This window comes from Actinomadura sp. RB99 (assembly GCF_014706005.1).
Taxonomy (GTDB): Bacteria; Actinomycetota; Actinomycetes; order Streptosporangiales; family Streptosporangiaceae; genus Spirillospora.
Map to the genome: position 1 here is coordinate 1 of NZ_JABMCA010000036.1, position 26,340 is coordinate 26,340.

The 26,340-nt window shown below is 73.1% G+C and carries 23 protein-coding genes and 1 tRNA gene; 14 read left to right on the forward strand and 10 right to left on the reverse strand.

The window, feature by feature from the left end; translation table 11 throughout:
• Positions 1-619, reverse strand: a 619-nt coding sequence (locus tag amrb99_RS28075) for a methyltransferase domain-containing protein (RefSeq protein ID WP_190861564.1), incomplete at its 3' end; no start/stop codon positions are given.
• 217 nt (positions 620-836) lie between these two features.
• Here amrb99_RS28075 and mfd point away from each other — a divergent pair.
• The 7 genes from mfd (at position 837) to amrb99_RS28110 (ending at position 10,766) form a co-directional block, all read left to right on the forward strand.
• Complete coding sequence (gene mfd, locus amrb99_RS28080) at positions 837-4,457, forward strand: transcription-repair coupling factor (protein ID WP_190861567.1); 3,621 nt, start codon at positions 837-839, stop codon at positions 4,455-4,457.
• Between the two features lie 87 nt (positions 4,458-4,544).
• A complete protein-coding gene (locus tag amrb99_RS28085; RefSeq protein WP_190861569.1) occupies positions 4,545-5,213 on the forward strand; it encodes a hypothetical protein in 669 nt (222 codons plus the stop codon).
• Between the two features lie 94 nt (positions 5,214-5,307).
• Positions 5,308-6,282 carry a MazG family protein gene (locus amrb99_RS28090; protein ID WP_190861571.1) on the forward strand — a complete coding sequence of 325 codons (975 nt, stop codon included), beginning with the start codon at positions 5,308-5,310 and terminating at the stop codon, positions 6,280-6,282.
• Positions 6,283-6,352: 70 nt separating this feature from the next.
• On the forward strand, positions 6,353-8,740 hold the full coding sequence (locus amrb99_RS28095) for a transglycosylase domain-containing protein (RefSeq protein WP_347256893.1): 2,388 nt from the start codon (positions 6,353-6,355) through the stop codon (positions 8,738-8,740).
• 87 nt (positions 8,741-8,827) lie between these two features.
• On the forward strand, positions 8,828-9,772 hold the full coding sequence (locus tag amrb99_RS28100) for an NADP-dependent oxidoreductase (RefSeq protein WP_190861573.1): 945 nt from the start codon (positions 8,828-8,830) through the stop codon (positions 9,770-9,772).
• Between the two features lie 60 nt (positions 9,773-9,832).
• The gene (locus amrb99_RS28105; RefSeq protein ID WP_190861575.1) at positions 9,833-10,033 is read left to right on the forward strand and encodes a hypothetical protein; all 201 of its coding nucleotides are present in this window, start codon (positions 9,833-9,835) and stop codon (positions 10,031-10,033) included.
• 379 nt (positions 10,034-10,412) lie between these two features.
• On the forward strand, positions 10,413-10,766 hold the full coding sequence (locus amrb99_RS28110; RefSeq protein WP_347256902.1) for a tetratricopeptide repeat protein: 354 nt from the start codon (positions 10,413-10,415) through the stop codon (positions 10,764-10,766).
• Positions 10,767-11,055: 289 nt separating this feature from the next.
• Here the strand turns inward: amrb99_RS28110 and amrb99_RS28115 are convergent, their stop codons facing one another.
• The 4 genes from amrb99_RS28115 to amrb99_RS28130 all read right to left on the reverse strand — a co-directional run bounded on the left by amrb99_RS28115 (position 11,056) and on the right by amrb99_RS28130 (position 15,363).
• Positions 11,056-12,435, reverse strand: coding sequence for an ATP-binding protein (locus tag amrb99_RS28115; RefSeq protein ID WP_190861579.1), 1,380 nt, complete (start codon positions 12,433-12,435; stop codon positions 11,056-11,058).
• Between the two features lie 159 nt (positions 12,436-12,594).
• Positions 12,595-13,524 carry an ABC transporter permease gene (locus amrb99_RS28120; protein ID WP_190861581.1) on the reverse strand — a complete coding sequence of 310 codons (930 nt, stop codon included), beginning with the start codon at positions 13,522-13,524 and terminating at the stop codon, positions 12,595-12,597.
• The gene (locus amrb99_RS28125; protein ID WP_190861583.1) at positions 13,514-14,317 is read right to left on the reverse strand and encodes an ABC transporter ATP-binding protein; all 804 of its coding nucleotides are present in this window, start codon (positions 14,315-14,317) and stop codon (positions 13,514-13,516) included. Before amrb99_RS28125 ends, amrb99_RS28120 begins: the two co-directional genes overlap by 11 nt.
• Positions 14,314-15,363, reverse strand: a complete 1,050-nt coding sequence (locus tag amrb99_RS28130) for an ABC transporter substrate-binding protein (protein ID WP_190861585.1) — start codon at positions 15,361-15,363, stop codon at positions 14,314-14,316. Before amrb99_RS28130 ends, amrb99_RS28125 begins: the two co-directional genes overlap by 4 nt.
• Positions 15,364-15,562: 199 nt before the next feature.
• On the opposite strand from amrb99_RS28130, the gene eno reads away from it, so the two are divergent.
• From eno to amrb99_RS28150, 4 genes are all read left to right on the forward strand, one after another.
• Positions 15,563-16,849, forward strand: coding sequence for a phosphopyruvate hydratase (gene eno / locus amrb99_RS28135; protein ID WP_190861587.1), 1,287 nt, complete (start codon positions 15,563-15,565; stop codon positions 16,847-16,849).
• 7 nt (positions 16,850-16,856) lie between these two features.
• The gene (locus tag amrb99_RS28140; protein WP_347256894.1) at positions 16,857-17,294 is read left to right on the forward strand and encodes a septum formation initiator family protein; all 438 of its coding nucleotides are present in this window, start codon (positions 16,857-16,859) and stop codon (positions 17,292-17,294) included.
• 115 nt (positions 17,295-17,409) lie between these two features.
• Positions 17,410-18,018, forward strand: coding sequence for a DUF501 domain-containing protein (locus amrb99_RS28145; protein WP_190861589.1), 609 nt, complete (start codon positions 17,410-17,412; stop codon positions 18,016-18,018).
• A complete protein-coding gene (locus amrb99_RS28150; RefSeq protein ID WP_190861591.1) occupies positions 18,015-18,965 on the forward strand; it encodes a Ppx/GppA family phosphatase in 951 nt (316 codons plus the stop codon). The genes amrb99_RS28145 and amrb99_RS28150 overlap by 4 nt, the downstream gene beginning before the upstream one ends.
• Positions 18,966-19,001: 36 nt before the next feature.
• Here amrb99_RS28150 and amrb99_RS28155 read toward each other — a convergent pair whose 3' ends face one another.
• Entirely contained in the window at positions 19,002-19,760 is a 759-nt protein-coding gene (locus amrb99_RS28155) for a DUF2510 domain-containing protein (protein ID WP_190861593.1), read from the reverse strand.
• Between the two features lie 106 nt (positions 19,761-19,866).
• Between amrb99_RS28155 and amrb99_RS28160 the strand changes: the two genes are divergently transcribed.
• Entirely contained in the window at positions 19,867-20,688 is an 822-nt protein-coding gene (locus amrb99_RS28160; protein WP_190861596.1) for a uracil-DNA glycosylase, read from the forward strand.
• A gap of 25 nt (positions 20,689-20,713) precedes the next feature.
• Here the strand turns inward: amrb99_RS28160 and amrb99_RS28165 are convergent, their stop codons facing one another.
• On the reverse strand, positions 20,714-21,361 hold the full coding sequence (locus amrb99_RS28165) for a DUF4232 domain-containing protein (RefSeq protein ID WP_190861599.1): 648 nt from the start codon (positions 21,359-21,361) through the stop codon (positions 20,714-20,716).
• 265 nt (positions 21,362-21,626) lie between these two features.
• Between amrb99_RS28165 and amrb99_RS28170 the strand changes: the two genes are divergently transcribed.
• Both amrb99_RS28170 and amrb99_RS28175 read left to right on the forward strand, forming a co-directional pair.
• Positions 21,627-22,976, forward strand: coding sequence for an NAD(P)/FAD-dependent oxidoreductase (locus amrb99_RS28170; protein WP_190861602.1), 1,350 nt, complete (start codon positions 21,627-21,629; stop codon positions 22,974-22,976).
• A gap of 108 nt (positions 22,977-23,084) precedes the next feature.
• A tRNA-Leu gene (locus amrb99_RS28175) sits at positions 23,085-23,157 on the forward strand.
• A gap of 186 nt (positions 23,158-23,343) precedes the next feature.
• Here amrb99_RS28175 and amrb99_RS28180 read toward each other — a convergent pair.
• The 3 genes from amrb99_RS28180 to amrb99_RS28190 all read right to left on the reverse strand — a co-directional run bounded on the left by amrb99_RS28180 (position 23,344) and on the right by amrb99_RS28190 (position 26,205).
• Positions 23,344-23,571: a DUF4287 domain-containing protein gene (locus amrb99_RS28180; RefSeq protein WP_190861606.1), complete on the reverse strand. Its 228-nt coding sequence runs from the start codon at positions 23,569-23,571 to the stop codon at positions 23,344-23,346.
• 195 nt (positions 23,572-23,766) lie between these two features.
• Complete coding sequence (locus tag amrb99_RS28185; protein WP_190861609.1) at positions 23,767-24,987, reverse strand: acetyl-CoA C-acetyltransferase; 1,221 nt, start codon at positions 24,985-24,987, stop codon at positions 23,767-23,769.
• A gap of 198 nt (positions 24,988-25,185) precedes the next feature.
• A complete protein-coding gene (locus tag amrb99_RS28190; RefSeq protein ID WP_190861612.1) occupies positions 25,186-26,205 on the reverse strand; it encodes an SGNH/GDSL hydrolase family protein in 1,020 nt (339 codons plus the stop codon).
• Positions 26,206-26,340: the final 135 nt, after the last annotated feature.

The window sequence follows — 26,340 nt, forward strand, 5'->3', positions numbered from 1 at the left end:
GCCCGGCCGCGTCCGGTGCGTCCGGTGCGTCCCGCAGGGCCACGGTGGTGCCCGCGGGCGGCGGGACGGCGGCGTCCGCCGCGCCCTCCGCCGGGAAAGGCGCCGGGCTCTCGGCGGGGACGCGGGCGTGGGCGCCGCGTCCCGCCCGGGCGGGACGCGGCTTCCGGCGCCGCCCCGAGGCGTGCATCCAGCGCGGCAGGTGCCGGTCGAGGAACCCGAACGCGGTGTTGCGGTCGCGCAGGTGGACCAGCAGCAGCCCGCCCGGCTTGAGCGCCGCGACGAACCGGTCGAGGACCAGCTCGGCGTGCGGGACCCGCTCGACGAGGTAGGTCGCGTGGACGATGTCGTAGGCGCGCGGCGGCATCGGCACCGTGCGGAGGTCGCCGAGGTGCCACTCGTCGAGGTCGGGCCGCTCGCACGCGTGCGCGCGCAGCTCGGGGGACTCCAGATCGACCCCGGTCACCAGGCATTCGCGGTCGCCGAGGTCCAGCCCCGCGCCCCAGCCGCAGCCCGCCTCCAGGATGTGGATCCGCTGCAGGGGCTTCTCCAGTGCGTACTGCCTTGCGCGTTCTGAGAAGAGATCGCCGTCGTTGACCGGCGGCGTACGCAGATCGGTCACAGTTTCGCAGCGTAACCGCTCGACTGCGCTCTGTCCGCTATTTGCCTATTCTTGGTAACCGCCGTGTCGCCCTCCGCGACCGGCGGCGGCCTGCGGCGTCGCCAGCGCGAGGGCGTGCGCGGGCGCGTAGTCTGGTACGCGATGCCGGGTCCGCTCACGGATTCCGGTCCTTCGGGCTGCCCTGCCCCTCGGGGTGAATGCGAACTTACGGGCGAAGATGACGCTTTCTGGACTTGTTGACCTTGCGTGCGCCGATCCTGACCTCGAGCGCGCGCTGAAGCGGGCGCGCGTCGACACCGAGGTCGTCGCGCCCCCCGCCACCTGGCCGATCCTCGCCGCGGCGCTGAGCCGCGCGGTCGGCGCGCGCTCCGCCGGTCCCGGCGGGCGGCACGGCGTCGTGCTGGCGGTGACCGCGACGGGCCGCGAGGCCGAGGACCTCACCGCCGCGCTGACCAGCCTGATCGGCGCCGGCCGGGTGGCGCACTTCCCGGCCTGGGAGACGCTGCCGCACGAGAAGCTGTCGCCGCGCTCGGACACGGTCGGGCAGCGGCTCGCCGTGCTGCGCCGCCTCGTCCACCCGGACGCGGCGGACGCGCCCACCGAGGAGGAGGCCCGCGAGCCCGGCGCCGCGGGCGTCAAGGGCGGGGCGCTGGACGTCGTCGTCACGCCGATCCGCGCCGTCCTGCAGCCGATCGTGTCGGGCCTCGCCGACCTGGAGCCGGTCCGGCTGGTGTCCGGCGGGGACGCCGACATGGACGACGCCGTCCGGCGCCTCGTCGACGCCGGGTACCACCGCGTCGACCTGGTGGAGAAGCGCGGCGAGATCGCGGTGCGCGGCGGCATCCTCGACGTGTTCCCGCCCACCGAGGAGCACCCGCTGCGGGTGGAGTTCTGGGGCGACACCGTCGAGGAGATCCGCTACTTCAAGGCCGCCGACCAGCGGTCCCTCGAGGTCGCGCAGGACGGCCTGTGGGCCCCGCCGTGCCGCGAGCTGCCGCTCACCGAGAAGGTCCGCGAGCGCGCGAAGCTGCTGGCCGAGGAGCATCCGGCGCTGGAGGACATCCTCGGCCGGATCGCCGACGGCGACACCGTCGAGGGCATGGAGGCGTTCTCGCCCGTCCTCGCCGAGAGCATGGAGTTGCTCACCGACCTGCTGCCGGACGGCTCGGCGCTGCTGGTGTGCGAGCCGGAGCGGATCCGCACCCGGTCGGTCGAGCTCGTCCGCACCAGCCAGGAGTTCCTGGAGGCCAGCTGGGTCAACGCCGCCGCGGGCGGCGAGGCGCCCATCGACCTCGGCGCCGCCGCGTTCCGGTCGCTGGAGGAGGTCCGCGAGCACAGCACCGAGCTGGGCCTGCCGCGCTGGAGCGTCACCGCCCTCACCCCCGGCGCGGCCGCCGCGGACGCGTCCGACGCGTTCGACCCGGACGCCGCGGGCGAGGTGCTGAACCTCGGCGTGCACGCCGCCGAGGCGTACCGGGGCGACACCACCCGCGTCGTCGGCGACCTCAAGGGCTGGATCGACGCCGGCTGGCGCGTCGTCATGGTCACCGCCGGGCACGGGCCCGCCGAGCGCCTCGTCCAGCTCGTCGGCGAGGAGGGCGTCGGCGCGCGGCTCGCCGACGTGGCCGCGCCGCCCGAGCCGTCCGTCGTCACCGTCACCACCGGGCTGCTGGAGAACGGCTTCACCTGGGAGCCGGTCAAGCTCGCGGTGCTGACCGAGACCGACCTGTCCGGGCAGAAGTCGTCCACCAAGGACGTCCGGCGGATGCCGTCGCGGCGCCGCGGCGGCATCGACCCGCTGCAGCTCAAGCCCGGCGACTACGTCGTCCACGAGCAGCACGGCGTGGGCCGGTACGTGGAGATGGTCAGCCGGACGGTGCAGGGCGCCACCCGCGAGTACCTGATCCTGGAGTACGCCAAGAGCGACCGGCTGTTCGTCCCGACCGACCAGCTGGAGGAGCTGACCCGCTACGTCGGCGGCGAGACGCCCAGCCTGCACCGGCTCGGCGGCGCCGACTGGCAGAAGGCCAAGTCCCGCGCCCGCAAGGCCGTCAAGCAGATCGCCGGGGAGCTGATCCGGCTGTACTCGGCGCGGATGGCGAGCCCCGGGCACGCGTTCGGCGCCGACACCCCGTGGCAGCGCGAGCTGGAGGACGCCTTCCCCTACGTGGAGACGCCCGACCAGCTCGCCGCCATCGACGAGGTGAAGGGCGACATGGAGAAGCCGGTCCCGATGGACCGGCTGATCTGCGGCGACGTCGGCTACGGCAAGACCGAGATCGCGGTCCGCGCGGCGTTCAAGGCCGTCCAGGACGGCATGCAGGTCGCGGTGCTGGTGCCGACGACGCTGCTCGTCCAGCAGCACCTGTCGACGTTCACCGAGCGGTTCGCGGCGTTCCCGGTCGTGGTGAAGCCGATCAGCCGGTTCCAGACCGACGGGGAGATCGACGCCACGCTGCAGGGCCTCGCCGACGGCACCGTGGACGTGGTGGTCGGCACGCACCGCATCCTGTCGGCGCGGACGAAGTTCAAGAAGCTCGGTCTGGTGATCATCGACGAGGAGCAGCGGTTCGGCGTCGAGCACAAGGAGGAGCTGAAGCGGCTCCGCACGCAGGTCGACGTGCTCGCCATGTCGGCGACGCCGATCCCGCGGACGCTGGAGATGGGCCTCACCGGTATCCGGGAGATGTCCACCATCCTCACGCCGCCGGAGGAGCGGCACCCGGTGCTGACGTTCGTCGGCCCGTACGAGGAGAAGCAGATCGCCGCCGCGATCCGCCGCGAGCTGCTGCGCGAGGGCCAGGTGTTCTTCGTGCACAACCGGGTCCGGTCGATCGACAAGGTCGCGGCGAACATCGCCCGGCTCGTCCCGGAGGCGCGGGTCGCGACCGCGCACGGCCAGATGAACGAGCACGAGCTCGAGAAGGTCATGGTCGACTTCTGGGAGAAGAACTACGACGTGCTGGTCGCCACGACGATCGTGGAGTCGGGGCTGGACGTCCCGAACGCCAACACGCTGATCGTCGACCGCGCCGACATGTACGGGCTGTCGCAGCTGCACCAGCTGCGCGGCCGCGTCGGCCGCGGCCGGGAGCGCGCGTACGCCTACTTCCTGTACCAGCCGGAGCAGCCGCTGACCGAGACCGCGCACGAGCGGCTCGCGACGCTCGCGCAGCACACCGAGGTCGGCGCCGGCATGTACGTCGCGATGAAGGACCTGGAGATCCGCGGCGCGGGCAACATCCTCGGCGCGGAGCAGTCCGGGCACGTCGCGGGCGTCGGGTTCGACCTGTACGTCCGGATGGTCGGGGAGGCCGTCCGGGACCTGAAGGAGGGCGGCGCCGAGCCCGAGGCCGTCGAGACCAAGGTCGAGCTGCCCGTCGACGCGCACCTGCCGCACGAGTACGTGCCGGGCGAGCGGCTGCGGCTGGACGCCTACCGGCGGATCGCGGCGATCACGTCCGAGGACGAGATCGGCGCGGTGCACGACGAGCTGAAGGACCGGTTCGGTCCGCTGCCCGTCCCGGTGCTGAACCTCCTGGAGGTCGCGCGGTTCCGCGCGAAGGCGCGCCGGGCGGGGCTGAGCGACGTCACCGTCCAGGGCAACTTCATCAAGTTCGCGCCGGTGGACCTGCCCGACTCCAGGCAGGTGAGGCTGCAGCGGCTGTACCCGAAGAGCATCCTGAAGCCCGCCACCGACACGCTGCTGGTGCCCGCGCCGAAGACGGCGCCGCTCGGCGGCCGCCCGCTGCGCGACCAGGAGCTGCTGAAGTGGGCGACCGACCTGGTCGAGGCGCTGTTCCTGGAGGTCTCGCCCGCGTCCGCCGGGCGGGGATAGGCTGCACCGGATCGCCGGTTGATCAGGACCAGGGCCGTCCCGACGCGTCCGGCGACGCACAGCGACGAACGACGAGACGAGGATTCCGTGCCCGGTAAGTCCGTGAAGGTCGTGGTGGCCGCCGTGGTGGCGGCCGGCGCGCTGGCCGGCTGCGGCGGCCAGACCCGCGCCGGTACCGCCGCCCTCGTCGGCGGCGACCGCATCACCGTCACCTCCCTCGACCACACCGTCCGGGACTGGCGCGGCCAGTTCAGGGACGACCCGGTCGCCAACCAGATCCGGGCGAACTCCAGCGGTCTCGCGCCGGGGCTCGGCGACCAGGAGTCCGAGACGGACATGCAGGGCGCGCTGAGCCTGCTGGTGAACTTCCGCGTCGCCGACCGGGTCGCCCGCAAGGCGGGCGTGTCGGTGCCGGACGGGCTGGCCGACCGGACCACCGCGCTGATGGACCAGCGGGGCGGCGCCGGCTCGATCACGCTGGCCAGCGGGCTGCCGCGGTCGCGCGCCCGCGACCTGGCGCGGTTCATCGCGACGCAGACCGCGGTGATGCAGAAGTTCGGCGCCGACCTGAACAACGCGCAGAGCCCGCTGACCGTGCAGGCCGCGCAGCAGTGGGGCGAGCTGTTCCAGCGGACCGCCGCCGGCATGCACATCAAGATCAACCCGCGGTTCGGCCGCTACGACGCGGCCAAGGTCGACATCGGCCCGGTCGTGTACGACCTGTCGTCGGCGGAAACGGGTACGTCCGACACATGAGCGAAGCGAACCGGGGGGTGCGGGGGGCCGTCCCCCCGCAGGCGGCTCGCATGAGCGGAGCGGACCGGGGAGTCCTCCGGCGGGGGGCGCGCGCATGAGCCTGACGCTGCTGGCGACCACGCACCGGGTCGCGCCCGGCCTGCTGACCTGGAAGGCGTGGGACGCGCTGCGGTCGGCGGGGCGGGTGCTCGCGCGCCCCGGCCATCCGCTCCTGCCGTACCTGCGCGACGCCGGCGTGACCGCCGAGGAGACCGCCGTCCCGGACCCGGCCGCGCTCGTCGCCGCCGCGCGGGAGGCCGACGTCGTGTGGATCGCGGCGCCCGAGGGCGACGAGGACCTGATGCGCGCGGTCGGCGCCCTCGTCGTCGGCGACCCGCTGGACGTCGAGGTGCTGCACGGCTCCTACGACCTGCCCGGCGCGCGGCTGCTCGACCTGGTCGCGGTGATGGAGCGGCTGCGGCGCGAGTGCCCGTGGGACCGGGAGCAGACGCACGAGACGCTCGTCCCGTACCTGCTCGAAGAGTCCTACGAGGTGCTCGACACCATCGAGAACGGCGACTACGGCGCGCTGCGCGAGGAGCTCGGCGACGTGCTGATGCAGGTGGCGTTCCACTCCGAGGTGGCCGCCGAGCGCACCGACGACACCGCGTTCACCATCGACGACGTCGCCGCCGGGATCGTCGACAAGCTCGTCCGGCGGCATCCGCACGTGTTCGCGGACGTGGCGGTGGCGGGCGCCGACGAGGTCAACGCCAACTGGGAGCAGATCAAGGCGGCCGAGCGGGCGGCGAAGAGCGGCGCGGACGCGTCCGCGCTGGACGGCGTCCCGATGGGCCAGCCGGCGCTGTCGCTGGCGGCGCAGCTGCAGCGCCGCGCCGGCCGCGCGGGCGCTCCCGGCGAGCTGGCCCCGACCGCCGCCGACACCGGGAACGACCTGGGAATACGGCTGTTCGCCCTGGTTCGGGAGGCCGCTGATCGCGGACTCGACGCCGAAGCGGAGTTGCGGGCCGTATCCCGGGTATTCCGCGATCGTGTCAGAGCGTGGGAGCGGCGGCGGGCGCACGACTGATTCGGGGCATCGCGGGCGGAACATCGCCGATGGGGTGGTCCGCCGGAAGTCGCCCGTCTACAGTGAGCGCGTGCCGAACGGGGCCGAGGACGGCGGCGGGAACGGGGACCGGTCACCGGTGCGCCGTCGCCGGCGGCTGCTGACCTCCTCCACCACGCCGGCCCAGAAGTTGCGCGCGCTGCGCGGCCTGGGCGTGCTCGGCGGCGTCTCCGGGGTGCTCGTCGCGCTCATGGTCCTGCCGACGGCCTGCACGGCCGGGGTCAACGCGCGCGACTCGGCGCGCTGGTTCGACAGCGTCCCCGCCGACCTCGACACCTCCGGCGTGCCGCAGCGGTCCCGGATCCTCGCCGCCGACGGCTCCACGCTCGCGACGTTCTTCTACCAGAACCGGGTGGACGTCCCGCTCGCCAGGATCGCGCCCGTGGCCCGCAAGGCGGTTGTGGCGATCGAGGACAGCCGCTTCTACGAGCACGGCGCCATCGACGCGCAGGGCACGCTGCGCGCGCTCGTCAGCGACCTCGGCAACGGCGAGGTCACCCAGGGCGGCTCCGGCATCACCCAGCAGTACGTGAAGAACCTGCTGCTCACCCAGGCCGACTCGGCGGCCGAGCGCGACGCCGCCAAGGAGATCTCGGCGGCCCGGAAGATCCGCGAGCTGCGTTACGCGGTGGCGTTGGAGAAGCGCTACTCCAAGGACGAGATCCTGCGCCGCTACCTCAACATCGCCTACTACGGCGCCGGCGCCTACGGCATCGAGGCCGCGTCCCGCCGGTACTTCTCCAAGCACGCCTCCCAGCTGAACCTCGCCGAGTCGGCGCTGCTCGCCGGGGTCGTCCGGTACCCGTTCGCCTACGACCCGACACGGCACCCGGAGGCGGCCCGCAAGCGCCGCGACACCGTCCTGCGGCGCATGGCCGACCTCGGCTACATCGACCAGGCCACCGCCGCCGCGACCGAACGGCAGCCGGTCCGGCTGCACGTCCAGGACGTCAAGAGCGGCTGCGTCACCAGCTCGGCGCCGTTCTTCTGCGACTACGTGCAGCGGGAGATCCTCGCGAACCCGGTGTTCGGCAAGACGTCCGGCGACCGCGAGAAGCTGCTGAAGCGCGGCGGCCTCACCATCCGCACCACCCTGGACCGGCGGGCGCAGAAGGCCGCGCAGCGCGCCGTCGACGCGCACGTCCCGGCGAAGAACTCGGCGCACAAGGCCGCCGCCGAGGCGATGGTGGAGCCCGGCACCGGCCGGATCACGGCGATGGCCGTCGACCGCAGGCTCGGCTCGGACAGGGTGCGCGGCAAGACCTGGATCAACTTCGCCGCGGACGCCGACCACGGCTCCAGCATCGGGATGCAGGCCGGGTCGACGTTCAAGGCGTTCACGCTGGCCGCCGCCCTCGACCAGGGCCTGCCGTTCGGCACCCGGCTGATGGCGCCGAAGGAGTACACCCCGGTCGGCTACCGCGACTGCAAGGGCCGCCGGGTCGGCGACCCCGGCGCCTCGCTGCACAACGCGGGCGACGGCGAGGGCGGCAAGCCGTTCAGCATCGTCACCGGCACCCAGCACTCGGTGAACACCTTCTTCCTCGCGCTGGAGAAGAAGGTCGGGCTCTGCCCCACCGTCAAGATGGCCGAGAAGCTCGGCATGAAGCAGGCCACCGGCAAGCCGCTGCAGCAGTACCCGTCGTTCACGCTCGGCATCAACCCCGTCTCGCCCGTCCGGCTCGCCGCCGCCTACGCCGCGTTCGGAGCGCGCGGCCGGTACTGCTCGCCGATCGCGATCACGCAGATCACCGACGCGTCCGGGCACCGCCTCAAGGTGCCGAGCGCGCACTGCGAGCAGGCCATGGACAAGGAGACCGCCGACGCCGTCAACTACGTGCTGCGCGGCGTGCTCACCAAGGGCACCGCCGCCGGCCAGGGCATCGGGCGCCCCGCCGCCGGCAAGACCGGGACCGTCGACAACTTCTCCGCCGCCTGGTTCGCCGGCTACACCCCGGACCTGGCCGCCGCCGTCTGGGTCGGCGACCCGCGCGGCGGCTACCAGCACCCCATGTCGGACCTGTGCATGGACGGCCGCTGCTACGGCCCCGTCTACGGCGCGACCATCCCCGCGCCGATCTGGCAGCAGAGCATGGCCGGCGCACTGGCCGGCACGCCCGCGTCGTCGTTCGTCCGGCCCCCGTCGCACTTCTTCAGCAAGGGGACGGGCGAGGAGAGCGCCAGGCTGCCCGACGTCCGCGGGATGAAGGTCGCGGACGCCGCCGCGAAACTGCGCGGCGCCGGGTTCACCGTCCGGATCGGCGGCGCGGTGAAGTCCGACTACCCCAAGGGGACCGTCGCGCAGGTCTCCCCGTCGTCGGCGCGGCCCGGCGACACGATCACGCTGCGCCCGAGCAAGGGCGGCGGCCCCAAGCGCCGCGCCGAGGCCGGCGGCCCGCGCCACGGAATCCCGCGCTGACCTGCGCACCTGTGTGATCGTCGGGTACCGGGGTAGATCATCCGACGGGGTGATCCCAGTACTGGTCCATCGGGGGGGACGATCGTCATGCGAGCCATCGCCGTGTCCGAATACGGCGCCACACCGGCGCCCACGCACCTGCCGCGCCCGGAGCCCGGCCCCGGCGAGATCCTCGTCAAGATGATCGCCGCGGGCCTCAACCCGGTCGACTGGAAGATCGCCGACGGGATGCTGAAGGACGCCCTGGAGGCCCGCTTCCCGCTGATCCTCGGCCAGGACGGCGCCGGCGTCGTCGAGGCCGTCGGCGAGGGCGTCACCCGGCTGCGGCACGGCGAGCAGGTCTACGGCATGTTCCGCGACGTCGAGCGCGGCATCGGCAGCTACGCCGAGTACGCGCTGGCCTCCGAGGACGGCCCCGTCACCCGGATGCCCGCCGGGATGATCTACACGCAGGCCGCCGCGGTGCCGACGGCGTGCGGCACCGCGATGGCGATGGTGGACGAGGCGGACGTCGACACCGGGCAGACCGTCCTCGTCGTCGGCGCCACCGGCGGCGTCGGCCAGGCCCTCGTGCAGCTCGCCGCGCTCACCGGCGCCAAAGTGATCGCCACGGCCCGCGACGACATGGCGGGCACGATCCGCCGCCTCGGCGCCGACGAGACCGTCGACCACTCCCAGGGCGACCTGAACGACCAGGTGCTCCGCGTGCACGGCGACGGCATCGACGCGATCCTCGACGTGGCCAGCGACACCCAGGGCACCGAGCGCCTCGCGCAGCTCCTGCGGCCCGGCGGCACCTACGTCAGCACGACCTGGGCGGTGAACCCCGACGCCATGGAGGCCCAGGGGTACCGCGGCGTCAACCACGTCGGCGCGCCGTCCGCCGAACTGCTGGACCGGCTCTCCGACCTCATCGACGCGGGCGAGCTGCGGGTGATGATCGAGCGCGAGGTCCCGCTGGAAGCGGCGGGCGACGCGCTCGCCGACAACCGCGCCGGAGGCGCCCGCGGCAAGACGGTGATCCGGATCTGAGGTGATCACGGCGCCCGTCCGGGCATGCAGCACGGAACAGACCCCCGTGAGGAGACAGACATGAACGACGACGAGAAGCGCGCCCGGATCCGCGACCTCGACGCGAACATCTCCCGGCTCCGCGCCGAGCTGCCCGCCCCGTCGGCGGACGCCACCGACTTCGTCGACGGCGGCCAGAACCTCGCCGCCCGCGAGGAGCTCGCCGGCCAGATCGAAGCCCTGGAGAACGAACGCCGCCGCCTCCAGGACGAGCTCGGGTAACCCAGGGGGACGCCCCCCTGGAACCCCCGTCACGGTCGGGAGGCTGTTTCCCGCTCCGCTGGCGCTCCGCGCGAAACAGCCTCCCGACCGCCGGGCAGGCCCGCTCCGCTCGCTGGCGCTCGCTCCACGGGCCTGCCCGTGTTCTCCCAGGGGGGCGACCCCCTGGAACCCCCGTTGCGACGGACGGGGCGTTTCCCGCTCCGCTGGCGCTCCGCGCGAAACGCCCCGTCCGTCGTCGGGCAGGCCCGCTGCGCTCGCTGGCGCTCGCTCCACGGGCCTGCCCGTGGGCGGGGGCTGGGGCCTCTCTTCCGTTCGGAACAAAGCGGGTGCTCCTCCGGTTCTTGGTTGCGTCAAGCAACCCTTGAGAGGGGGCCACGTGATCACCTACGAGGACTTCGAGCGCGCCACCCTGTTCTTCGACGCGAAGGACTACGCCGGCGCCGCCCGGCTGCTGGCCCCTGTCGTCGCCGAGGAGCCCGGCAACCGGGCCGCCGTCGAGCTGCTGGCCCGCGCCTACTTCCACAGCGCCCAGCTCGGCCGCGCCGAGGAGACGTTCCGCCGCCTCGTCGAGCTGGACCCGTGCAACGGCTGGGCCCACGAGGCGCTGGCCCGCACCCTGGAGCGCCGCAGCCGCCCCGACGAGGCCCGCGCCTACCGCAACCTCGCCCGGGCCATGGGCGTCGGCTCCGCCGAGAAGGTCGACGTCTCCCTGACCGCGGCCGACCTCGCCTGAGCCGGCTGAACACAGCTGACGTGGGCAGAGCCCAGCCACCATCACGGGCAGGCACGCGGAGCGAGCGCCAGCGAGCGCAGCGGGCCTGCCCGACGACTGACAGGCTGTTTCGCCGCGGAGCGCTAGCGGAGCGGCGAAACAGCCTGTCAGTCGCAACGGGGGTTCCAGGGGGTCGTCTCCCTGGGTAAGACGGCAGGCACGCGGAGCGAGCGCCAGCGAGCGCAGCGGGCCTGCCCGCCGGTTGAGGGGCTGTTTCGCGCGGAGCTCTAGCGGAGCGCGAAACAGCCCCTCAACCGGTGACGGGGGTTCCAGGGGGTCGCCCCCTGGGCAAACGCAGCACGAAGCGGGCGCCCTCCTCGTCGGTCTGGCGGTCGGCGAGGACGAGGGAGCCGCCGTGGGCGGCGGCGATGTCGCGGGAGATGGCGAGGCCGAGGCCGGTGCCGCCGGCGTCGCGGTGCCCGCCCTCGTTGAGCCGGGTGAACCGCTCGAAGACGCGCTCGCGGTCCTCGGGGCGGATGCCGGGCCCGTCGTCGATGACCTCGACGACGGCGGTCGCCGGCTCCTCGGTGCCGACGATCACGGTGACCGCGGTCCGGGCGTGCCGGTCGGCGTTGTCGATCAGGTTGGTGAGCAGCCGGGCCAGCTCGCTGCGTCCGGCGCTCACCGTCACGGGGCCTTCCGACAGGACGGTGACGCGGGCGCGGCGGGGGCGGCGCAGCACCTCCTGGTCGGCCAGTTCCGTCAGGTCCACGGTCTCGCGGGGGAAGTTGCGGTCGGCCTCCAGCCGGGCCAGCGCGAGCAGGTCGTCCACGACCGCGCCGACCCGGTCGGTGTTGTTGAGCAGGGCGCGCAGCGTGTTGGGCAGGTCGGTGGCCTCGGGGTCGGCGAGCGCCAGCTCCAGCTCCATCCGGAGCCCGGCGAGGGGGCTGCGCAGCTCGTGGGAGACGTCGACGACGAACGCGCGCTGCCGCGCCACCGCCTCCTCCAGCCGGTCCAGGGTGGCGTTGATGCTGTCGGCGAGCACCGCGATCTCGTCGCGCCGCTCCGGGACGGGGACGCGGCGCTGGATGTCGGTGGCGGTGATCTCGTCCAGCTCCCGGCGGATCGCCTCGACCGAGCGCAGCGCCTGGCTCGCCGACAGCCATGTCCCGTACCCGGCGAGGCCGGTGGTGACGGGGATGCCGAGCGCGAGCAGCGCCGAGAGCAGCGGCCGCGGGAACAGGCCGGGCTCGGGCGCCAGGGTGTACACGAACTCCTCGCTGGGGCCCGGCAGGCCCACCCGGAACTCGACGATCTGGAAGCAGGGGCCGCCGGGCGCGTCGACGGCGCAGCTGCGGCCGTCGCGCCGGTCGTTGCCCGGCGGGGGCCGCGGGAACGCCAGCGGCGGCCGGCCCTGCATTCCGCTGCTCGCGGCGATGACGCGGTGCCGGGCGTCGACGACCTGCGCGAGCGTGTCGTCGACGGTGTAGATGTGCGGGACGGGCAGCACGCCGGCGTGGATCACGGTCGAGATGCGCCGGCCCTCGCGCGACAGCTCGTCGTTGACGCTGTTCTTCGCGTCCTGCCTGATCAGCACGATGAAGATCACGTAGAGGACGGTGGACAGCAGGAGCGCGGCGAGGGCCGCCGTGACCGTCACCCGGAACCGGACCCGCGAGCCGTGCAGCACGACCCGCCACCCCCAGCGGGTCAGGACCGCTGCGGCACGGCGGGGCCGGACACCGATGACGACCTCCCGGGTATGTTGCCGATACCCGGTGTTTCTTGCCTGAGCAGGGCAAACGCGACCGTGGGGGGCGGGTAAAAGATCGGTCCGCCCCGCGCGGCGTCAGTCGCCCAGGCCCCAGCGTTCGCGGATCGCCCGGTCCACCACGCCGAACAGCTGGTCGATCACGATCCCGATGACCAGGATCACGATCATGTAGGAGATCATCCCGGGCGCGTCGTTGAACTCGCGGGCCTGCGACAGCAGCACGCCCAGCGAGGTGGTGCTGCCGATGATCACCAGCAGCTCGCCGGCCATCAGGCTGCGCCACGCGAACGCCCAGCCCTGCTTCAGCCCGGCGACGAACGACGGCAGCGACGCGGGCATGATCAGGTGCCGGTACAGGTTCAGCCCGCGCAGCCCCATCACCTTCCCGGCGCGCAGCAGGATCGGCGGGGTGTAGTCGACGCCCGCGATGAGCCCGTTGGCGATGGACGGCGCCGCGCCCAGCACCACCACGAACAGGATCGCGCTCTCGCTCAGCTTGAACAGCATGATCGCGAGCGGGAACCAGGCGATCGACGGCATCGTCTGCAGCCCGGTGATCAGCGAGCCGAACGCGCGGCGCAGCACCCGGAACTGCGACACCAGCGCGCCGATCACGACGCCGAAGGCGATCGAGACGGCGTAGCCGATCAGCGCCCGCTGCATGGTGAGGCCGACGGCGCTCCAGAAGGAGGAGGTCGTGAGGTGGTCCCAGAGCACCGGGAGGGTGTCCTTGGGGCCGGGCAGGACGTAGGACGGCTTCCATCCGCTCCACACCACCGCCTGCCAGGCGAACAGCCCGATCAGGACGGCCGTGATGATCGGCCAGACCGCCGACCAGGCGCGCTGCAGGCTCCGAGCGCGGGTGGCGCCGCCGAGTTCGAGGGCGTCCAGCCCGGCCAGCTCCCGGTTCACCCGGCCGTTCCCCGCGGCGGCCGTGTCCTCGGGGATCGTGTCGGTCTCGGGGACGGCGGGGGCGTCGTGCCGGCTCGTGGTGTCATGCGCCATGGCGGCCGACCTCCTCTCGCAGCCGGTCGGTGATGGCCGCGGCGAGCTCGGCGACCTCGGTGGAGTCGATCCGCCGGGGCCGCTCGAAGGGGACGGGGAACTCCTGCACGACCCGGCCGGGCCGGCTGCTGAGCAGCACCACCCGGTCGCCGAGCCGCACCGCCTCCCGGACGTTGTGCGTGACGAACAGGACGGTGAGCCCGCGCTCGCGCCAGATCCGCTCGATCTCGTCGTGCAGCAGGTCGCGGGTCATCGCGTCGAGGGCGCCGAACGGCTCGTCCATCAGCAGCACGGTGCCCTGGCCGGAGTCGGAGTCGTCGACGGTCAGCGCGAGGGCGCGGGCGAGCGCGACGCGCTGGCGCATGCCGCCGGACAGCTGGTGCGGCCGCTTCTTCGCGAACCCGCCCAGGTGGACCGAGTCGAGCAGCTCGGCGGCGCGTTCGCGCCGGTCCTGCCGGGGGACGCCGCGCATCTTCAGCGCCAGCTCGATGTTCGCCGTGACGTTCAGCCACGGGAACAGCGCCGGCTCCTGGAACATCAGCGCGACCCGCGCGCCCTCGGTGTCGATGGTCCCGGCGCTGACCTGGTCGAGCCCGGCGACCAGGTTCAGCAGCGTGCTCTTGCCGCAGCCGGACGCGCCGAGCAGGCAGACGAACTCGCCGGGCGCCGCGTCCAGCGACACCTGGTCGAGCGCGAGCAGGGACGAGGTCCCGGACCCGAACGCCTTGGAGACGCCACGAAGCCGGACCGCCGCAGCGGTCCGGCTCGGGGCGGCCGTGACGGCCTGTGTCATTTGTCGCTGACCTGTGCCTTCCCGCTCGCCTTGAGCACGTCGTTGAGGGGGCCGAGCTCGTAGATCCCGTTCAGGTCGGTCTTCTGCAGCAGCCCGATCTGCTCGGCGTGCTGCGCGCCCGCGGTCAGCGACGAGGCGACCGGGTCGACGGTGAAGGTGATCGACTTGAACGCCGAGTCCAGGACGTTCGGCTTGAGGGGCTTGCCGCTCAGCTTGGTGAGGGCGTCGTTGGTGACCTTCTCGGCGTCGGCCTTGTTCTGGTTGATGTAGTCGGTGGCCTCGACGACGCCCTGCAGGAGCTTCTTCACCTCGTCCGGGTGCTTCTTCTCGAACTCCTGGCTGACGATGAGGTTGGTGATGACGAACTTGCCGCCGGGCCACAGCGACGACTCGTCCAGCAGCTTGACGCCCTTGTCCTCCAGGACCAGCCGGGAGGCGTAGGGCTCGGGGACCCAGGCGCCGTCGATGGTGCCCTGCTGGAAGGTCTGCAGCGTCTGCGAGTTGTCCTGCGGGATGATCTTGACGTCGCCGCTGCCGTCCTTGTTCGCGGTGAGCCCCTGCTGCTTGAGCCAGTACCGGACGGCGACGTCCTGGGTGTTGCCGAGCTGCGGCGTGGCGATCTTCTTGCCCTTGAGGTCCTGGGCGCTCTTGATCCCGGGCTTGACGATCAGGGCGACGCCGCCGGACGCCGCGCCGGAGATGATGTGCACCGCCTTGCCGTGGGACTGCGCCCAGGCGTTGATGGACGGGTTCGGGCCGACGAAGGTCGCGTCGATCGCGCCGGAGAACAGCGCCTCGACGGCCGCGGGACCGGCGTTGAAGGTGGCGGTCTTCGGCGCCTTGCCGAGGTGCTTGGCGAAGATGCCCTTCTCGACGCCGACGAGCGCGGTGGCGTGTGTGATGTTCGGGAAGTACCCCAGCCTGAGCTGGGTGTCCGCACCGGACTTCCCATCGCCGCCGTCGTCGCCACAGGCGCTGAGCGTCCCCGCGCCGGCCAGGACGATCAGTGCCGCGGCGGCCGCGCGCCATCGGAGTCTGCGATGCATTGTCAGTAATCCCTACTTACCCAGTGTGTTTGACGTGCTTAGTAGATAAGGTGGGCAATGATTTCGTCAAGTCGCTTGCGCGGCACGGTCGTGTAACGACCGCTGCCGCCGAACGGCGAGCCAGTTGGGCGGTACAGGGGGTGCCCGGGATAGGCTCGGTGACCGCACCGATCTGTCCCGTACCACCAGGGGGTTGCCCGTGTCGTCCATCGAGGCCGTACTCGCCCGGGAGATCCTCGACTCCCGCGGCAATCCGACCGTCGAGGTCGAGGTGCTGCTCGCCGACGGCACCGAGGCCCGCGCCGCCGTCCCGAGCGGCGCCTCCACCGGGCAGTTCGAGGCCGTCGAGCTGCGCGACAAGGACGAGCGGTACGGCGGCAAGGGCGTCCGCAAGGCCGTCAAGGCGGTCAACGAGACCATCGACGAGAAGCTCGTCGGCTACCCCGCCTCCGACCAGCGGCTGATCGACCAGCTGCTGAACGACCTGGACGGCACGCCGGCCAAGTCCGAGCTCGGCGCCAACGCGATCCTCGGCGTCAGCCTCGCCGTCGCCAAGGCCGCCGCCGACTCCGCCGGGCTGCCGCTGTTCCGCTACGTCGGCGGCCCGAACGCGCACCTGCTGCCCGTCCCGATGATGAACATCCTGAACGGCGGCGCGCACGCGGACAGCAACGTCGACGTCCAGGAGTTCATGATCGCGCCGATCGGCGCCGCGACCTTCGCCGAGGCGCTGCGCTGGGGCGCCGAGACCTACCACGCGCTGAAGTCGGTGCTGAAGTCCCGCGGGCTGAGCACCGGGCTCGGCGACGAGGGCGGCTTCGCGCCGGACCTGCCGAGCAACCGCGACGCGCTCGACCTGATCGTCGAGGCGATCGGCAAGGCCGGCTTCACCCCCGGCCGCGACATCGCGCTCGCCCTGGACGTCGCCGCCAGCGAGTTCCACGCCGACGGGCAGTACGCCTTCGAGGGCACCAAGCGCTCGTCCGACGACATGGCCGCCTACTACGGCGAGCTGCTCGGCAACTACCCGCTCGTCTCCATCGAGGACCCCCTCGACGAGGAGGACTGGACGGGCTGGGAGGGCCTCACCGCCGCCGTCGGCGACCGCGTCCAGATCGTCGGCGACGACCTGTTCGTCACCAACCCCGAGCGGCTCGGCCGCGGCATCGAGGCGGGCGCCGCGAACGCGCTGCTGGTGAAGGTCAACCAGATCGGCACGCTCAGCGAGACGCTCGACGCGGTGTCGCTCGCGCAGAGCAGCGGCTACCGCTGCATGATGAGCCACCGGTCCGGCGAGACCGAGGACACCACGATCGCCGACCTCGCCGTCGCGACCAACTGCGGCCAGATCAAGACCGGGGCCCCGGCCCGCAGCGACCGCGTCGCCAAGTACAACCAGCTGCTGCGCATCGAGGAGCTGCTGGACGACGCGGCCCGCTACGCCGGCGCCGCCGCGTTCCCGCGCTTCGACGCGCAGGGCGCCTGACGGGCCCGTGTCCCGGGACGAGCGGGACGACCCCCGGGGAGACGACTCCCCGGGGGCCGGCGAGCGCCGTGCCAGCCCCGCGCTGACCAGCCGCGCCGCGATCCTCGCGGTGGTGATGTGCGCGATCGCGCTGAGCCTCGCCTACCCTGTGCGCGAGTACATCGCGCAGCGCAAGGAGATCTCCGATCTCCAGCGCAAGCAGTCCGCGGCGCGCAAGAGGGTGGACGAACTCGCCCAACGCAAGCGGCAACTAGGGGACAAGTCGTACATTGAGCGTGAGGCGACACGAAGGCTGCACTACTGCCGCCCGGACGTGACGTGCTACATCGTGCTGGACGGCGGCGGGGACGACGGGCGCAAGGCCCGCAACGACGGTCCGGCGAGCCGGCCGCCGTGGTATGAGACGTTGTGGCGGTCGGTGGAGACCGCCGACAGGCCGCGCTGATCCCGTTCCGCGGCCGGGCGGGACGGGCGGCCGCGACCGGCGGGTGGGGCCGGTCGCGGGCGGACCGGAGGTGCGGCAGGCCGAGACGGATCGCGGGATCCGCGGGTGGGGACGAATGATCGACGAACGTTGCACAGGGGCATCCGGACCGGCGTCCGAGCGGGACGTCGCGGCGGTGGCGGCGCAGCTCGGACGGGAGCCGCGCGGCATCCGCGGGGTCGCCTACCGCTGCCCGTGCGGGCTGCCGGCGGTGCTGGAGACGGCGCCGCGGCTCCCCGACGGCACCCCGTTCCCGACGCTGTTCTACCTGACCTGCCCGAAGGCGGCGTCGGCGATCGGCACGCTGGAGGGGAGCGGCGCCATGCGGGAGATGCAGGCGCGGCTCGCCGACGATCCGGCGCTGAAGGCCGCGTACACCGCCGCCCACGAGGACTACCTGCGCCGCCGCGACGAGGCCGCCCGCGAGGACGGGATCGAGCCGCTGCCGGCGGGCATGCAGAGCGCGGGCGGGATGCCGGAGCGGGTGAAGTGCCTGCACGCCCTGGTCGCGCACGAGCTGGCCGTGCCGGGCGGCAACCCGTTCGGCCGCGAGGCGCTGGCGGCGCTGCCCGAGTGGTGGCGCTCCGGCCCGTGCGTGTGCGTCGACCCCGCCGACCCCGCGGACCCGGCGGCCGCCCAGGCCCCCGCCGCCCAGGACGCTCCCGACGCCGAGGAGGCCAAGTGACGCGCGTCGCCGCCATCGACTGCGGGACCAACTCGGTCCGCCTGCTGATCGCCGACATCGCCGCCGGCCCGGACGGCGGCTCGCTCACCGACGTCGAGCGCCGCATGGAGATCGTCCGGCTGGGCGAGGGCGTCGATGAGACCGGCCGGCTGTCGACCGCCGCGCTGGACCGGACGTTCACCGCGATGCGCGGGTACGCCGAGCTGATCGAGCGGCACGGGTCGCGGACGGGGGAGGGCCCGATCAAGACCCGGGTGGTCGCGACCAGCGCCACCCGCGACGCCGAGAACCGGGCCGACTTCGTCAGCGGCGTCGTCGACATCTTCGGCGTCGTCCCCGAGGTGATCAGCGGGGACGAGGAGGCGGAGCTGTCGTTCACCGGCGCCACCCGGGAGCTGGCCGAGCTGCGCCCGGCCCGCCCCTACCTGGTCGTCGACATCGGCGGCGGGTCCACCGAGTTCGTGCTCGGCGCCTCCTCGGTGGAGGCGGCCCGGTCGGTCGACATCGGCTGCGTCCGGATGACCGAGCGGCACCTGCGCGACGGCGACCCCCCGTCCCCGGAGCAGATCTCCAACACGGTCGCCGACATCGACGCGGCCCTCGCCGAGGTGCGCCGCACGGTGCCGGTCGACGAGGCGCGCACGCTGGTCGGCCTCGCCGGGTCCGTCACGACGGTCTCCGGCATCGCGATGGACCTGCCGGAGTACGACTCGTCCCGGATCCACCTGTCCCGGGTCACCGCGGCGCAGGTGCACGAGGTGACGCGGCGGCTGCTGCACGCGACGCGGGCCGAGCGCGCGGAGATCGGCGTCATGCACCCGGGCCGGGTGGACGTGATCGGCGCGGGCTCGCTGATCCTGGACCGGATCATGCGCGAGTACGGCTTCGGCGCGGTCGTGGTCAGCGAGCGCGACATCCTCGACGGGATCGCCTGGTCGCTGGTCTGACCTGCGGCCCGCGCCCGGCGGGCACTCGGCGCCCGGTCAGCCCTTGAGGGACGACAGCAGCGCGGGGATCAGCACCGCGTTCGGGTTCTGCTGCGGGACGTACAGGACCGGCGTCGGGCTCGCGGCCTGCCGGATCCAGACCCGGCCGCCGTCGACGACGGCGCCGGAGATCGACGACCAGCTCAGCGACACCCGGTCGCCGCGCACGCCGCCCGGGTGGACGGTGAGGCCCTGCGCGACGTCCACCGACTCGCCCGCGCGGACGCGGCCGGCCAGCTCGGCGACCATCCGCGGTTCCGCGCACGCCTGGCACAGCTGGATCAGCCGCCCCCAGACCGTCTCGGGCTCGATCGTCCCGCCCGCCTCGATGACGACCTCGACGCGCGGGCCGCCGTGGAACGGGTGCCGGCCGGCCTGGAAGATCCACCGGGTGCCGGGGGCCTGGCCGAATCCGGCCGGGATCTGCGCGGCCCAGTAGGCGACCCATTCGACGTGCGGCCACGCCAGCGCCGCCTGCCCGTACGCGACGCCCTGCTCGTCGGCGTGGAGGCGCAGCCCGTGCACGGTCGCGGCGACGCCCTGGACGACGGGCGGCCCGCCCCAGGACGGCTGCCGGGCGTGGCCGGGGTACGGCTCGGACGGCCGCCCTCCCGGGGCGGGCCGCCCCTGCTCCGGCGTGCGGGCGCGCGGCGGGCGGTCGGGTTCGGGGTTGAGGCGGTCGGTCCAGGTCCGGCCGTCCCACCAGCGCAGGCTGCCGGTTCCGTAGGGGTCGGGATACCAGCCCGGTTGCGACAAGGCATGCCTCCGCTCGGCAATGGCGCACGCCGGACACCCCGCGTCCCCGACCGGCGGAACCGCATCGTACCGAGGGCCGTCGCCGGGGCGTGCGAGGATCGAGGGCATGACCGACGCGCGCGCTCCCCATGTGCCACCTGGGACGGGATGGCCCGACGATCCCGCCGCACCGGACACCCCCGTCGCGCACGGCGCGGGCGACGTGATCGAGCTCGCCGCCGGGGCGCCGGACTTGGCGGAGCTGTGCGCGCGGCAGTCGGTGTGCCGGGCGTGCGACCGGCTGGTGGAGTGGCGGGAGAAGGTCGCGGTGGAGCGGCGGCGCGCGTTCGCCGGCGAGGAGTACTGGGGGCGGCCGATCCCCGGCTGGGGCGACCCGGAGCCGCGCATCCTGATCGTGGGGCTGGCGCCCGCGGCGCACGGCGGCAACCGCACCGGCCGGATCTTCACCGGCGACCGGTCGGGCGACTGGCTGTTCGCGTCGCTGCACCGGGTGGGGCTCGCGTCGCAGGCCACGAGCGTGCACGCGGGCGACGGGCAGCGGCTGATCGGCGCGCGGATGGCCGCGACCGTGCGGTGCGCGCCGCCCGACAACAAGCCGACGCCGCTGGAGCGCACGACGTGCCTGCCGTGGCTGGCGCGGGAGGTCGAGGACGTCGCGCCGAGCGTCCGGTGCATCGTGTGCCTCGGCGGGTTCGCGTGGCAGGGCGTGTGGCCCGCGCTCAAGCAGGCCGGATACGAGGTGCCGCGGCCGCGCCCGAAGTTCGGGCACGCCGCGGAGGTCGAGCTGGCGCCGCCGCCCTCGGCGGCCCGCCGGGATCCGGTGCTGCTGCTGGGGTGCTACCACCCGAGCCAGCAGAACACCTTCACCGGACGGGTCACCGAGGGCATGCTCGACGCCGTCTTCATCCGCGCTCGCGACTACGCGTAGCGCGCCGCGTCCGCGCGGATGCGGGTCACATCTTGCCGAGCCGGATCGGCGTCAGCCGGATCTGGCCCTGCTGGCAGACCGGGCCGCCGATCCAGCTGGTGCTGATGAAGGTCGTCTGGTTCGGCGGGATGATGTGCAGCGCCTTCGCCGTGGGCTCGCACTGGCCGGTCTCGCTCTCGCCCTCGCCCTCGCCCGGGACGACGCCCCAGTGCAGCTGCTCGTAGGCGGACGCGCCGGCGGGGATCGTGATCGTGCGGGCGGTGCCCTCGCGGACGACCTTCGTCGGGAGCGCGCCGGCGGCGTTGACGAGGCCGAGCCCGGACCAGCCGCCGGTCGTGCAGGACGTCCCGGAGTTGTTCGTCAGCTGGAGGGTGCCGTACCGCTGCCCGGCCCCCGGGTCCCCGTTGGAGTACGCGGACGCGTGGAGGTCGGACGTCGTGCAGTGCCGGACCCCGGTGCCGTTGGGGCGGGAGCCGGTGCCGGTTCCGGTCGTGGTGGAGGTACCGCTTCCGCCGTTGGTTCCGCTATGGTGTGGGGAGCCGTTCTGCGTGGACGTACTAGCGGGCGGGCTGCTCTCGTTGGACGAGGGGCTGGCGGTGAAGCTGGCGTCGCATCCGGTGAGGGCTGCGGTCAGTGCCGCTGCGGCCACGGTTCCCCAGATGATTCGTTGCATGTTCGCACACCCCTAATACGAGTCGTCGACGGTGGGGCAGGGCCTTGGCCAAGCGGCCGCTGAAGCCGCGCCGACCGGCCCCTGTTCCGGTCGCCGTCCGCGGCGCTTGGCGCCCCCGTGCGGCCCTGTCCCCGTTCCGTCCTCTCTCTGGCTGGTACATACGGTGAGATGCCGGGGTGCCCGGGGAAGTTCGCGCCTTCAGACGATCTTTCCGCTGTGACGCGTTTGGCGTGATCCGGTGGCGGATGCGGGTATCGGTCCCGTTATGCCTTCCGAGCGCAAGCACATCGTGATCGTCGGCGGCGGCTACGTCGGCATGTACACGGCCCTGCGGCTGCAGAAGCGGCTGCGCGGCGAGCTGCGGCGCGGCGAGATCGCCGTCACCGTCATCGACCCCCAGTCCTACATGACCTACCAGCCGTTCCTTCCGGAGGCGGCGGCCGGGAACCTGGAACCGCGGCACGTCGTCGCGCCGCTGCGCCGCGTCCTGCCGCGCTGCCGGATCGTCAACGGGTACGTCACGCGCATCGAGCACGCCTCGCGCAGCCTGACCGTCCGGCCGGCGGGCGCGCGGAGCGCGGGGGTGCCGGAGCGGACGATCGGCTACGACCTGCTCGTGGTGGCGCTCGGCTCGATCTCCCGCACGCTGCCCATCCCCGGCCTCGCCGAGTGCGGGATCGGCTTCAAGACGGTCGAGGAGGCCATCTTCCTGCGCAACCACGTGCTGCACCAGCTCGACATCGCGGCCTCCAACCCCGACGACGAGGAGGTCCGCAGGCGCGCGCTGACGTTCGTGTTCGTCGGCGCCGGGTTCGCGGGGATCGAGGCGCTCGCCGAGTTGGAGGACCTGGCCCGCGACGCCTGCAAGTTCTATCCGAACATCGACCCGTCCGACATGCGCTGGATGATGGTCGAGGCGACGGACCGGATCCTGCCCGAGGTCGGCCCCGAGATGGGCCGGTGGACGGCGGAGGCGCTGCGCCGCCGCGGCATCGAGGTGAAGCTCCGGACGATGCTGAAGTCCGCCGAGAAACGGCACATCGTGCTGAGCGACGGCGACGAGTTCGACGCCGGCACCCTCGTCTGGACCGCCGGGGTGAAGCCGCACCCCGTCGTCAAGGACAGCGACCTGCCGCTGGACGACAAGAGCCGGATCAAGACGACCGACCAGCTCACCGTCGAGGGCCTGGAGGGCGTCTACGCGGCGGGGGACAACGCGGCCGTGCCCGACCGGTCCGGCTTCGCCGAGTTCACCGCGCCGAACGCGCAGCACGCGGTCCGGCAGGCGAAGCGGCTGGGCGACAACATCGTGGCGGACCTGCGCGGCAAGCCCCGCAAGACCTACGAGCACAAGTACGTCGGGTCCGTCGCGAGCCTGGGCCTGCACAAGGGCGTCGCCAACGTCTACGGGGTCAAGCTGCGCGGGCTGCCCGCGTGGGTCATGCACCGCACTTATCACCTGTCGCGGATGCCGACCGTCAACCGGAAGTTCCGCATCACCGCGGACTGGACGCTGGCGCTGTTCTTCCGGCGCGAGATCGTCTCGCTGGGCGAGCTGGAGTCGCCCCGCCAGGAGTTCGAGCTGGCGGCGGGCCGCACCGCCGAGGGCGCCTGAGGGGGCGCGTCCACCGCGGCCCCGCCCCGGGCACCCGGCCGGCGGCGCGCCGCCCCGGGTGCGCTGACCTGGCCGTCTCCGGCGTCACCGTCCGGATATGATGACGCCGCCCCTGTAGCCCAATGGCAGAGGCGGGCTCCCTAAAAGAGCCATTGTGTCGGTTCGAGTCCGACCAGGGGCACCCTGCGTGCATCGATCAGCCCCTCGCCGCGGTCGGCGAGGGGCTGATCGCGCGTGGGATCTCTGCGCCAGGGTCGTGGCGTCTGCTCGGGCGCAGCGGCACGACGGCGGGGGCGTCCGCTGGCGGGATCCCACCAGGTCCGTACGGTGTTCGGCCGTATGCGGTTGTCGGCGGCTCGCGACGCGCTCAGTAGTGGCGCTCGCGGCGCGCCCGCTCGTGCTCGCGGACGAGGGCGGAGGCGTAGCCGTGGGAGAGGTTGTGCTCCTCGGCCAGCCAGGTGCTCCGTTCCTCGCAGCGGGTGAACGAGGGACCGTTCTCGATCGTCGAGAACCACTCGGGAAGGTCACGTCCGGTGACCGACGGGATGCGGGCGATCAGCTTGCTGTGCGTCTCCGGCGAGTGGTTCAGTGACAATTGGCACCTCCAGGTCGCGGGGCTCTTCCTGGCACTCTGCAACACCGGCCCGTATGTGACAACCCCCTAACGGGGACCTATCCATGACGTTACGTAGATCATTCGTAACGGGGATATTCTCCGGAAAGCGCAGGTGGCCCGCACCCGGCGCGCGAGCGCTCGGGACGGGCCACCGCGGGCCGCTCGGGCCGCTCGTCAGGAGAGCCGCTCCAGGACCATCGCCATGCCCTGGCCGCCGCCCACGCACATGGTCTCCAGCCCGAACTGCTTGTCGTGGAACTGCAGGCTGTTCACCAGCGTGGAGGTGATCCGGGCGCCGGTCATGCCGAACGGGTGGCCGACCGCGATCGCGCCGCCGTTGACGTTCAGCTTGTCGAGGTCGATGCCGAGGTCCTCGGCGGACGGCAGCACCTGCGCGGCGAACGCCTCGTTGATCTCGACGAGGTCGATGTCGCCGATGGTCATGCCGGCCTTGGCGAGGGCCTTGCGGGACGCCTCCACCGGGCCGAGGCCCATGATCTCGGGGGACAGGCCGGTGACGCCGGTCGAGACGATCCGGGCCAGCGGCGTGAGGCCGAGCTCGGCGGCCTTGGTGTCGCTCATGACGACGACCGCGGCGGCGCCGTCGTTCAGCGGGCAGCAGTTGCCCGCGGTGACGGTCCCGTCCGGGCGGAACACCGGCTGGAGCTGCGACACCTTCTCGTAGGTGGTGCCGGGCCGGGGGCCGTCGTCCTTGGCCACCACGGTGCCGTCGGGCAGCGTGACGGGGGTGATGTCCTTCTCCCAGAACCCGTTGGCGAGGGCCTTCTCCGCCAGGTTCTGCGAGCGGACGCCGAACTCGTCCTGCGCCTGCCGGCTGACGCCGCGCATCCCGGCGACGTTCTCGGCGGTCTGCCCCATCGCGATGTAGATGTCGGGGACCTGGTCGTCCTGGCGCGGGTCGTGCCACACCGGCGCGCCGCCCTCGGCGGTCTTGGCGGTGCGGGCCTGCGCGTCGGCGAAGACCGGGTTCTGGGTGTCGGGCAGCCCGTCGCTGCTGCCCTTGGCGAACCGGCTGACGGTCTCGACGCCGGCCGAGACGATGACGTCCGCCTCGCCGGCCTTGATCGCGTGCAGCGCCATCCGGGTCGTCTGGAGCGAGGACGAGCAGTAGCGGGTGATGGTCGCGCCGGGCACGTTGTCCCAGCCGAGCAGGACCGACACCACGCGGGCCATGTTGTAGCCCTGCTCGCCGCCGGGCAGCCCGCAGCCGAGCAGCAGGTCGTCGATCTGCGACGGGTCCAGCTGCGGGACCTTCGCCATCGCGGCGGTGATCATCTGGGCGGTGAGGTCGTCGGGCCGGATGTCCTTCAGCGACCCCTTGAAGGCGCGTCCGATGGGCGAGCGCGCGGTGGCGACGATGACTGCCTCGGGCATGTGCGGGTCTCCTGTCTCAGCGGCCGTCTCCGGGCCCGGCGCGACCGTCGCGGCGGACGGTGTTACTCGCCGGTCACCAGCAATCTAGCTCCCGCGCCGCACCCGCGCGCAACCCGGCCCCTCCGGCTGTGTTGACAGTGAGTCTAATAAGTGCCCGCTTACTCACCTGGGCCAACGGTCGGGGCCGGGCCGGCCGCGTCAGGCGATGTCCGGAGCGACGGCCGGGGACGGCGGCGTGGTGTCGGCGGCCGGCGCGGAGCGGCGGCGCAGCAGCCGCGCCCACCGCCCCCGGGGACCCCGGTCGCGGCCCGCGACGGAGGCGCCCGACACCTCCGTGCCGGAGATCTCCGCCGCCTCGGCCGCCGCCAGGTACACCGGCAGCACGTCCTCGCCGAGCCGCGGATCCGGCAGCGCGCCGAGATCGGGCTCCAGGCCGAGCGCGTGCGCCATCGACGGCAGCACGGCCGCCGCGGCGGCGGCATAGCCTCGTGCGGACGGGTGGTAGCGGTCCTCGCTGAACATCGAGATCGGGTCCGCGGCGAACTCGCGGCCCAGCAGGTCGCCGAGCGACACCGACCGCGCGCCCTGCTCCACCGCCGCGATCGTCTGCGCCGCGGCCAGCTGCCGGCTCGCCCGCCGCGCGATCCACTTCAGCGGCTGCATCAGCGGCTTGATCGTGCCGAGGTCGGGGCACGTGCCGACGACCACCTGGCAGCCCGCCGCGCGCAGCCGCACCACCGCGTCCGACAGGTGCCGCACGGACGTGCCGGCCGGCACCCGGCCCGTCACGTCGTTCGTGCCGACCATGATGATGGCGAGATCCGGGCGGGCCTCCAGCGCCCGGTCGGTCTGGCCCTCCAGCTCGGCGGACCGGGCGCCCGAGCGCGCCACGTTCGTCATCCGGACGGGCCGCTCCGCGATCGCCGCCAGCCCGGCGGCCAGCATCGCCCCCGGCGTCTCCTCGGCGGTGTGCACGCCGAGCCCCGCCGCGGTCGAGTCGCCCAGCATCAGCAGGGACAGCGGCCGGCCGGAGAGCGCCTCGCCGTAGAGGCCGTCCGCCGCCGGCGGATCCCCGTTCGGCGTCGCTTTGATGATCTTGCGGGCGAGCTTGGCCTCCGCCACGAGCAGCCCGAACGTGATGCCGCCGAGGGCCGTGATGCCCCCGCCCCCGTAGGCCGCGGCCGCCGCGATCCGGCGCGCCGTGAACGCTCTCAGCATGTCCGATGACCCTCCGTGATCGAGTTGTACCCTCCCGGAGACCGTTCGATGCCCGCGGGGCCGATCTCGGCTACCGTCGGTGCTGGGGCATCCCCCCGATCGCGCGTCCGGTTCCCCCTGCGTCACACGCTGCTG

Excerpts from the sequence above, each read along its gene's own strand:
- mfd (WP_190861567.1), top strand. The coding sequence starts at position 837 with ATGACGCTTTCTGGACTTGTTGACCTTGCGTGCGCCGATCCTGACCTC.
- amrb99_RS28090 (WP_190861571.1), top strand. The coding sequence starts at position 5,308 with ATGAGCCTGACGCTGCTGGCGACCACGCACCGGGTCGCGCCCGGCCTG.
- amrb99_RS28100 (WP_190861573.1), top strand. The coding sequence starts at position 8,828 with ATGCGAGCCATCGCCGTGTCCGAATACGGCGCCACACCGGCGCCCACG.
- amrb99_RS28105 (WP_190861575.1), top strand. The coding sequence starts at position 9,833 with ATGAACGACGACGAGAAGCGCGCCCGGATCCGCGACCTCGACGCGAAC.
- amrb99_RS28120 (WP_190861581.1), bottom strand. The coding sequence starts at position 13,524 with ATGGCGCATGACACCACGAGCCGGCACGACGCCCCCGCCGTCCCCGAG.
- amrb99_RS28125 (WP_190861583.1), bottom strand. The coding sequence starts at position 14,317 with ATGACACAGGCCGTCACGGCCGCCCCGAGCCGGACCGCTGCGGCGGTC.
- amrb99_RS28130 (WP_190861585.1), bottom strand. The coding sequence starts at position 15,363 with ATGCATCGCAGACTCCGATGGCGCGCGGCCGCCGCGGCACTGATCGTC.
- amrb99_RS28145 (WP_190861589.1), top strand. The coding sequence starts at position 17,410 with ATGATCGACGAACGTTGCACAGGGGCATCCGGACCGGCGTCCGAGCGG.
- amrb99_RS28160 (WP_190861596.1), top strand. The coding sequence starts at position 19,867 with ATGACCGACGCGCGCGCTCCCCATGTGCCACCTGGGACGGGATGGCCC.
- amrb99_RS28165 (WP_190861599.1), bottom strand. The coding sequence starts at position 21,361 with ATGCAACGAATCATCTGGGGAACCGTGGCCGCAGCGGCACTGACCGCA.
- amrb99_RS28170 (WP_190861602.1), top strand. The coding sequence starts at position 21,627 with ATGCCTTCCGAGCGCAAGCACATCGTGATCGTCGGCGGCGGCTACGTC.
- amrb99_RS28185 (WP_190861609.1), bottom strand. The coding sequence starts at position 24,987 with ATGCCCGAGGCAGTCATCGTCGCCACCGCGCGCTCGCCCATCGGACGC.
- amrb99_RS28190 (WP_190861612.1), bottom strand. The coding sequence starts at position 26,205 with ATGCTGAGAGCGTTCACGGCGCGCCGGATCGCGGCGGCCGCGGCCTAC.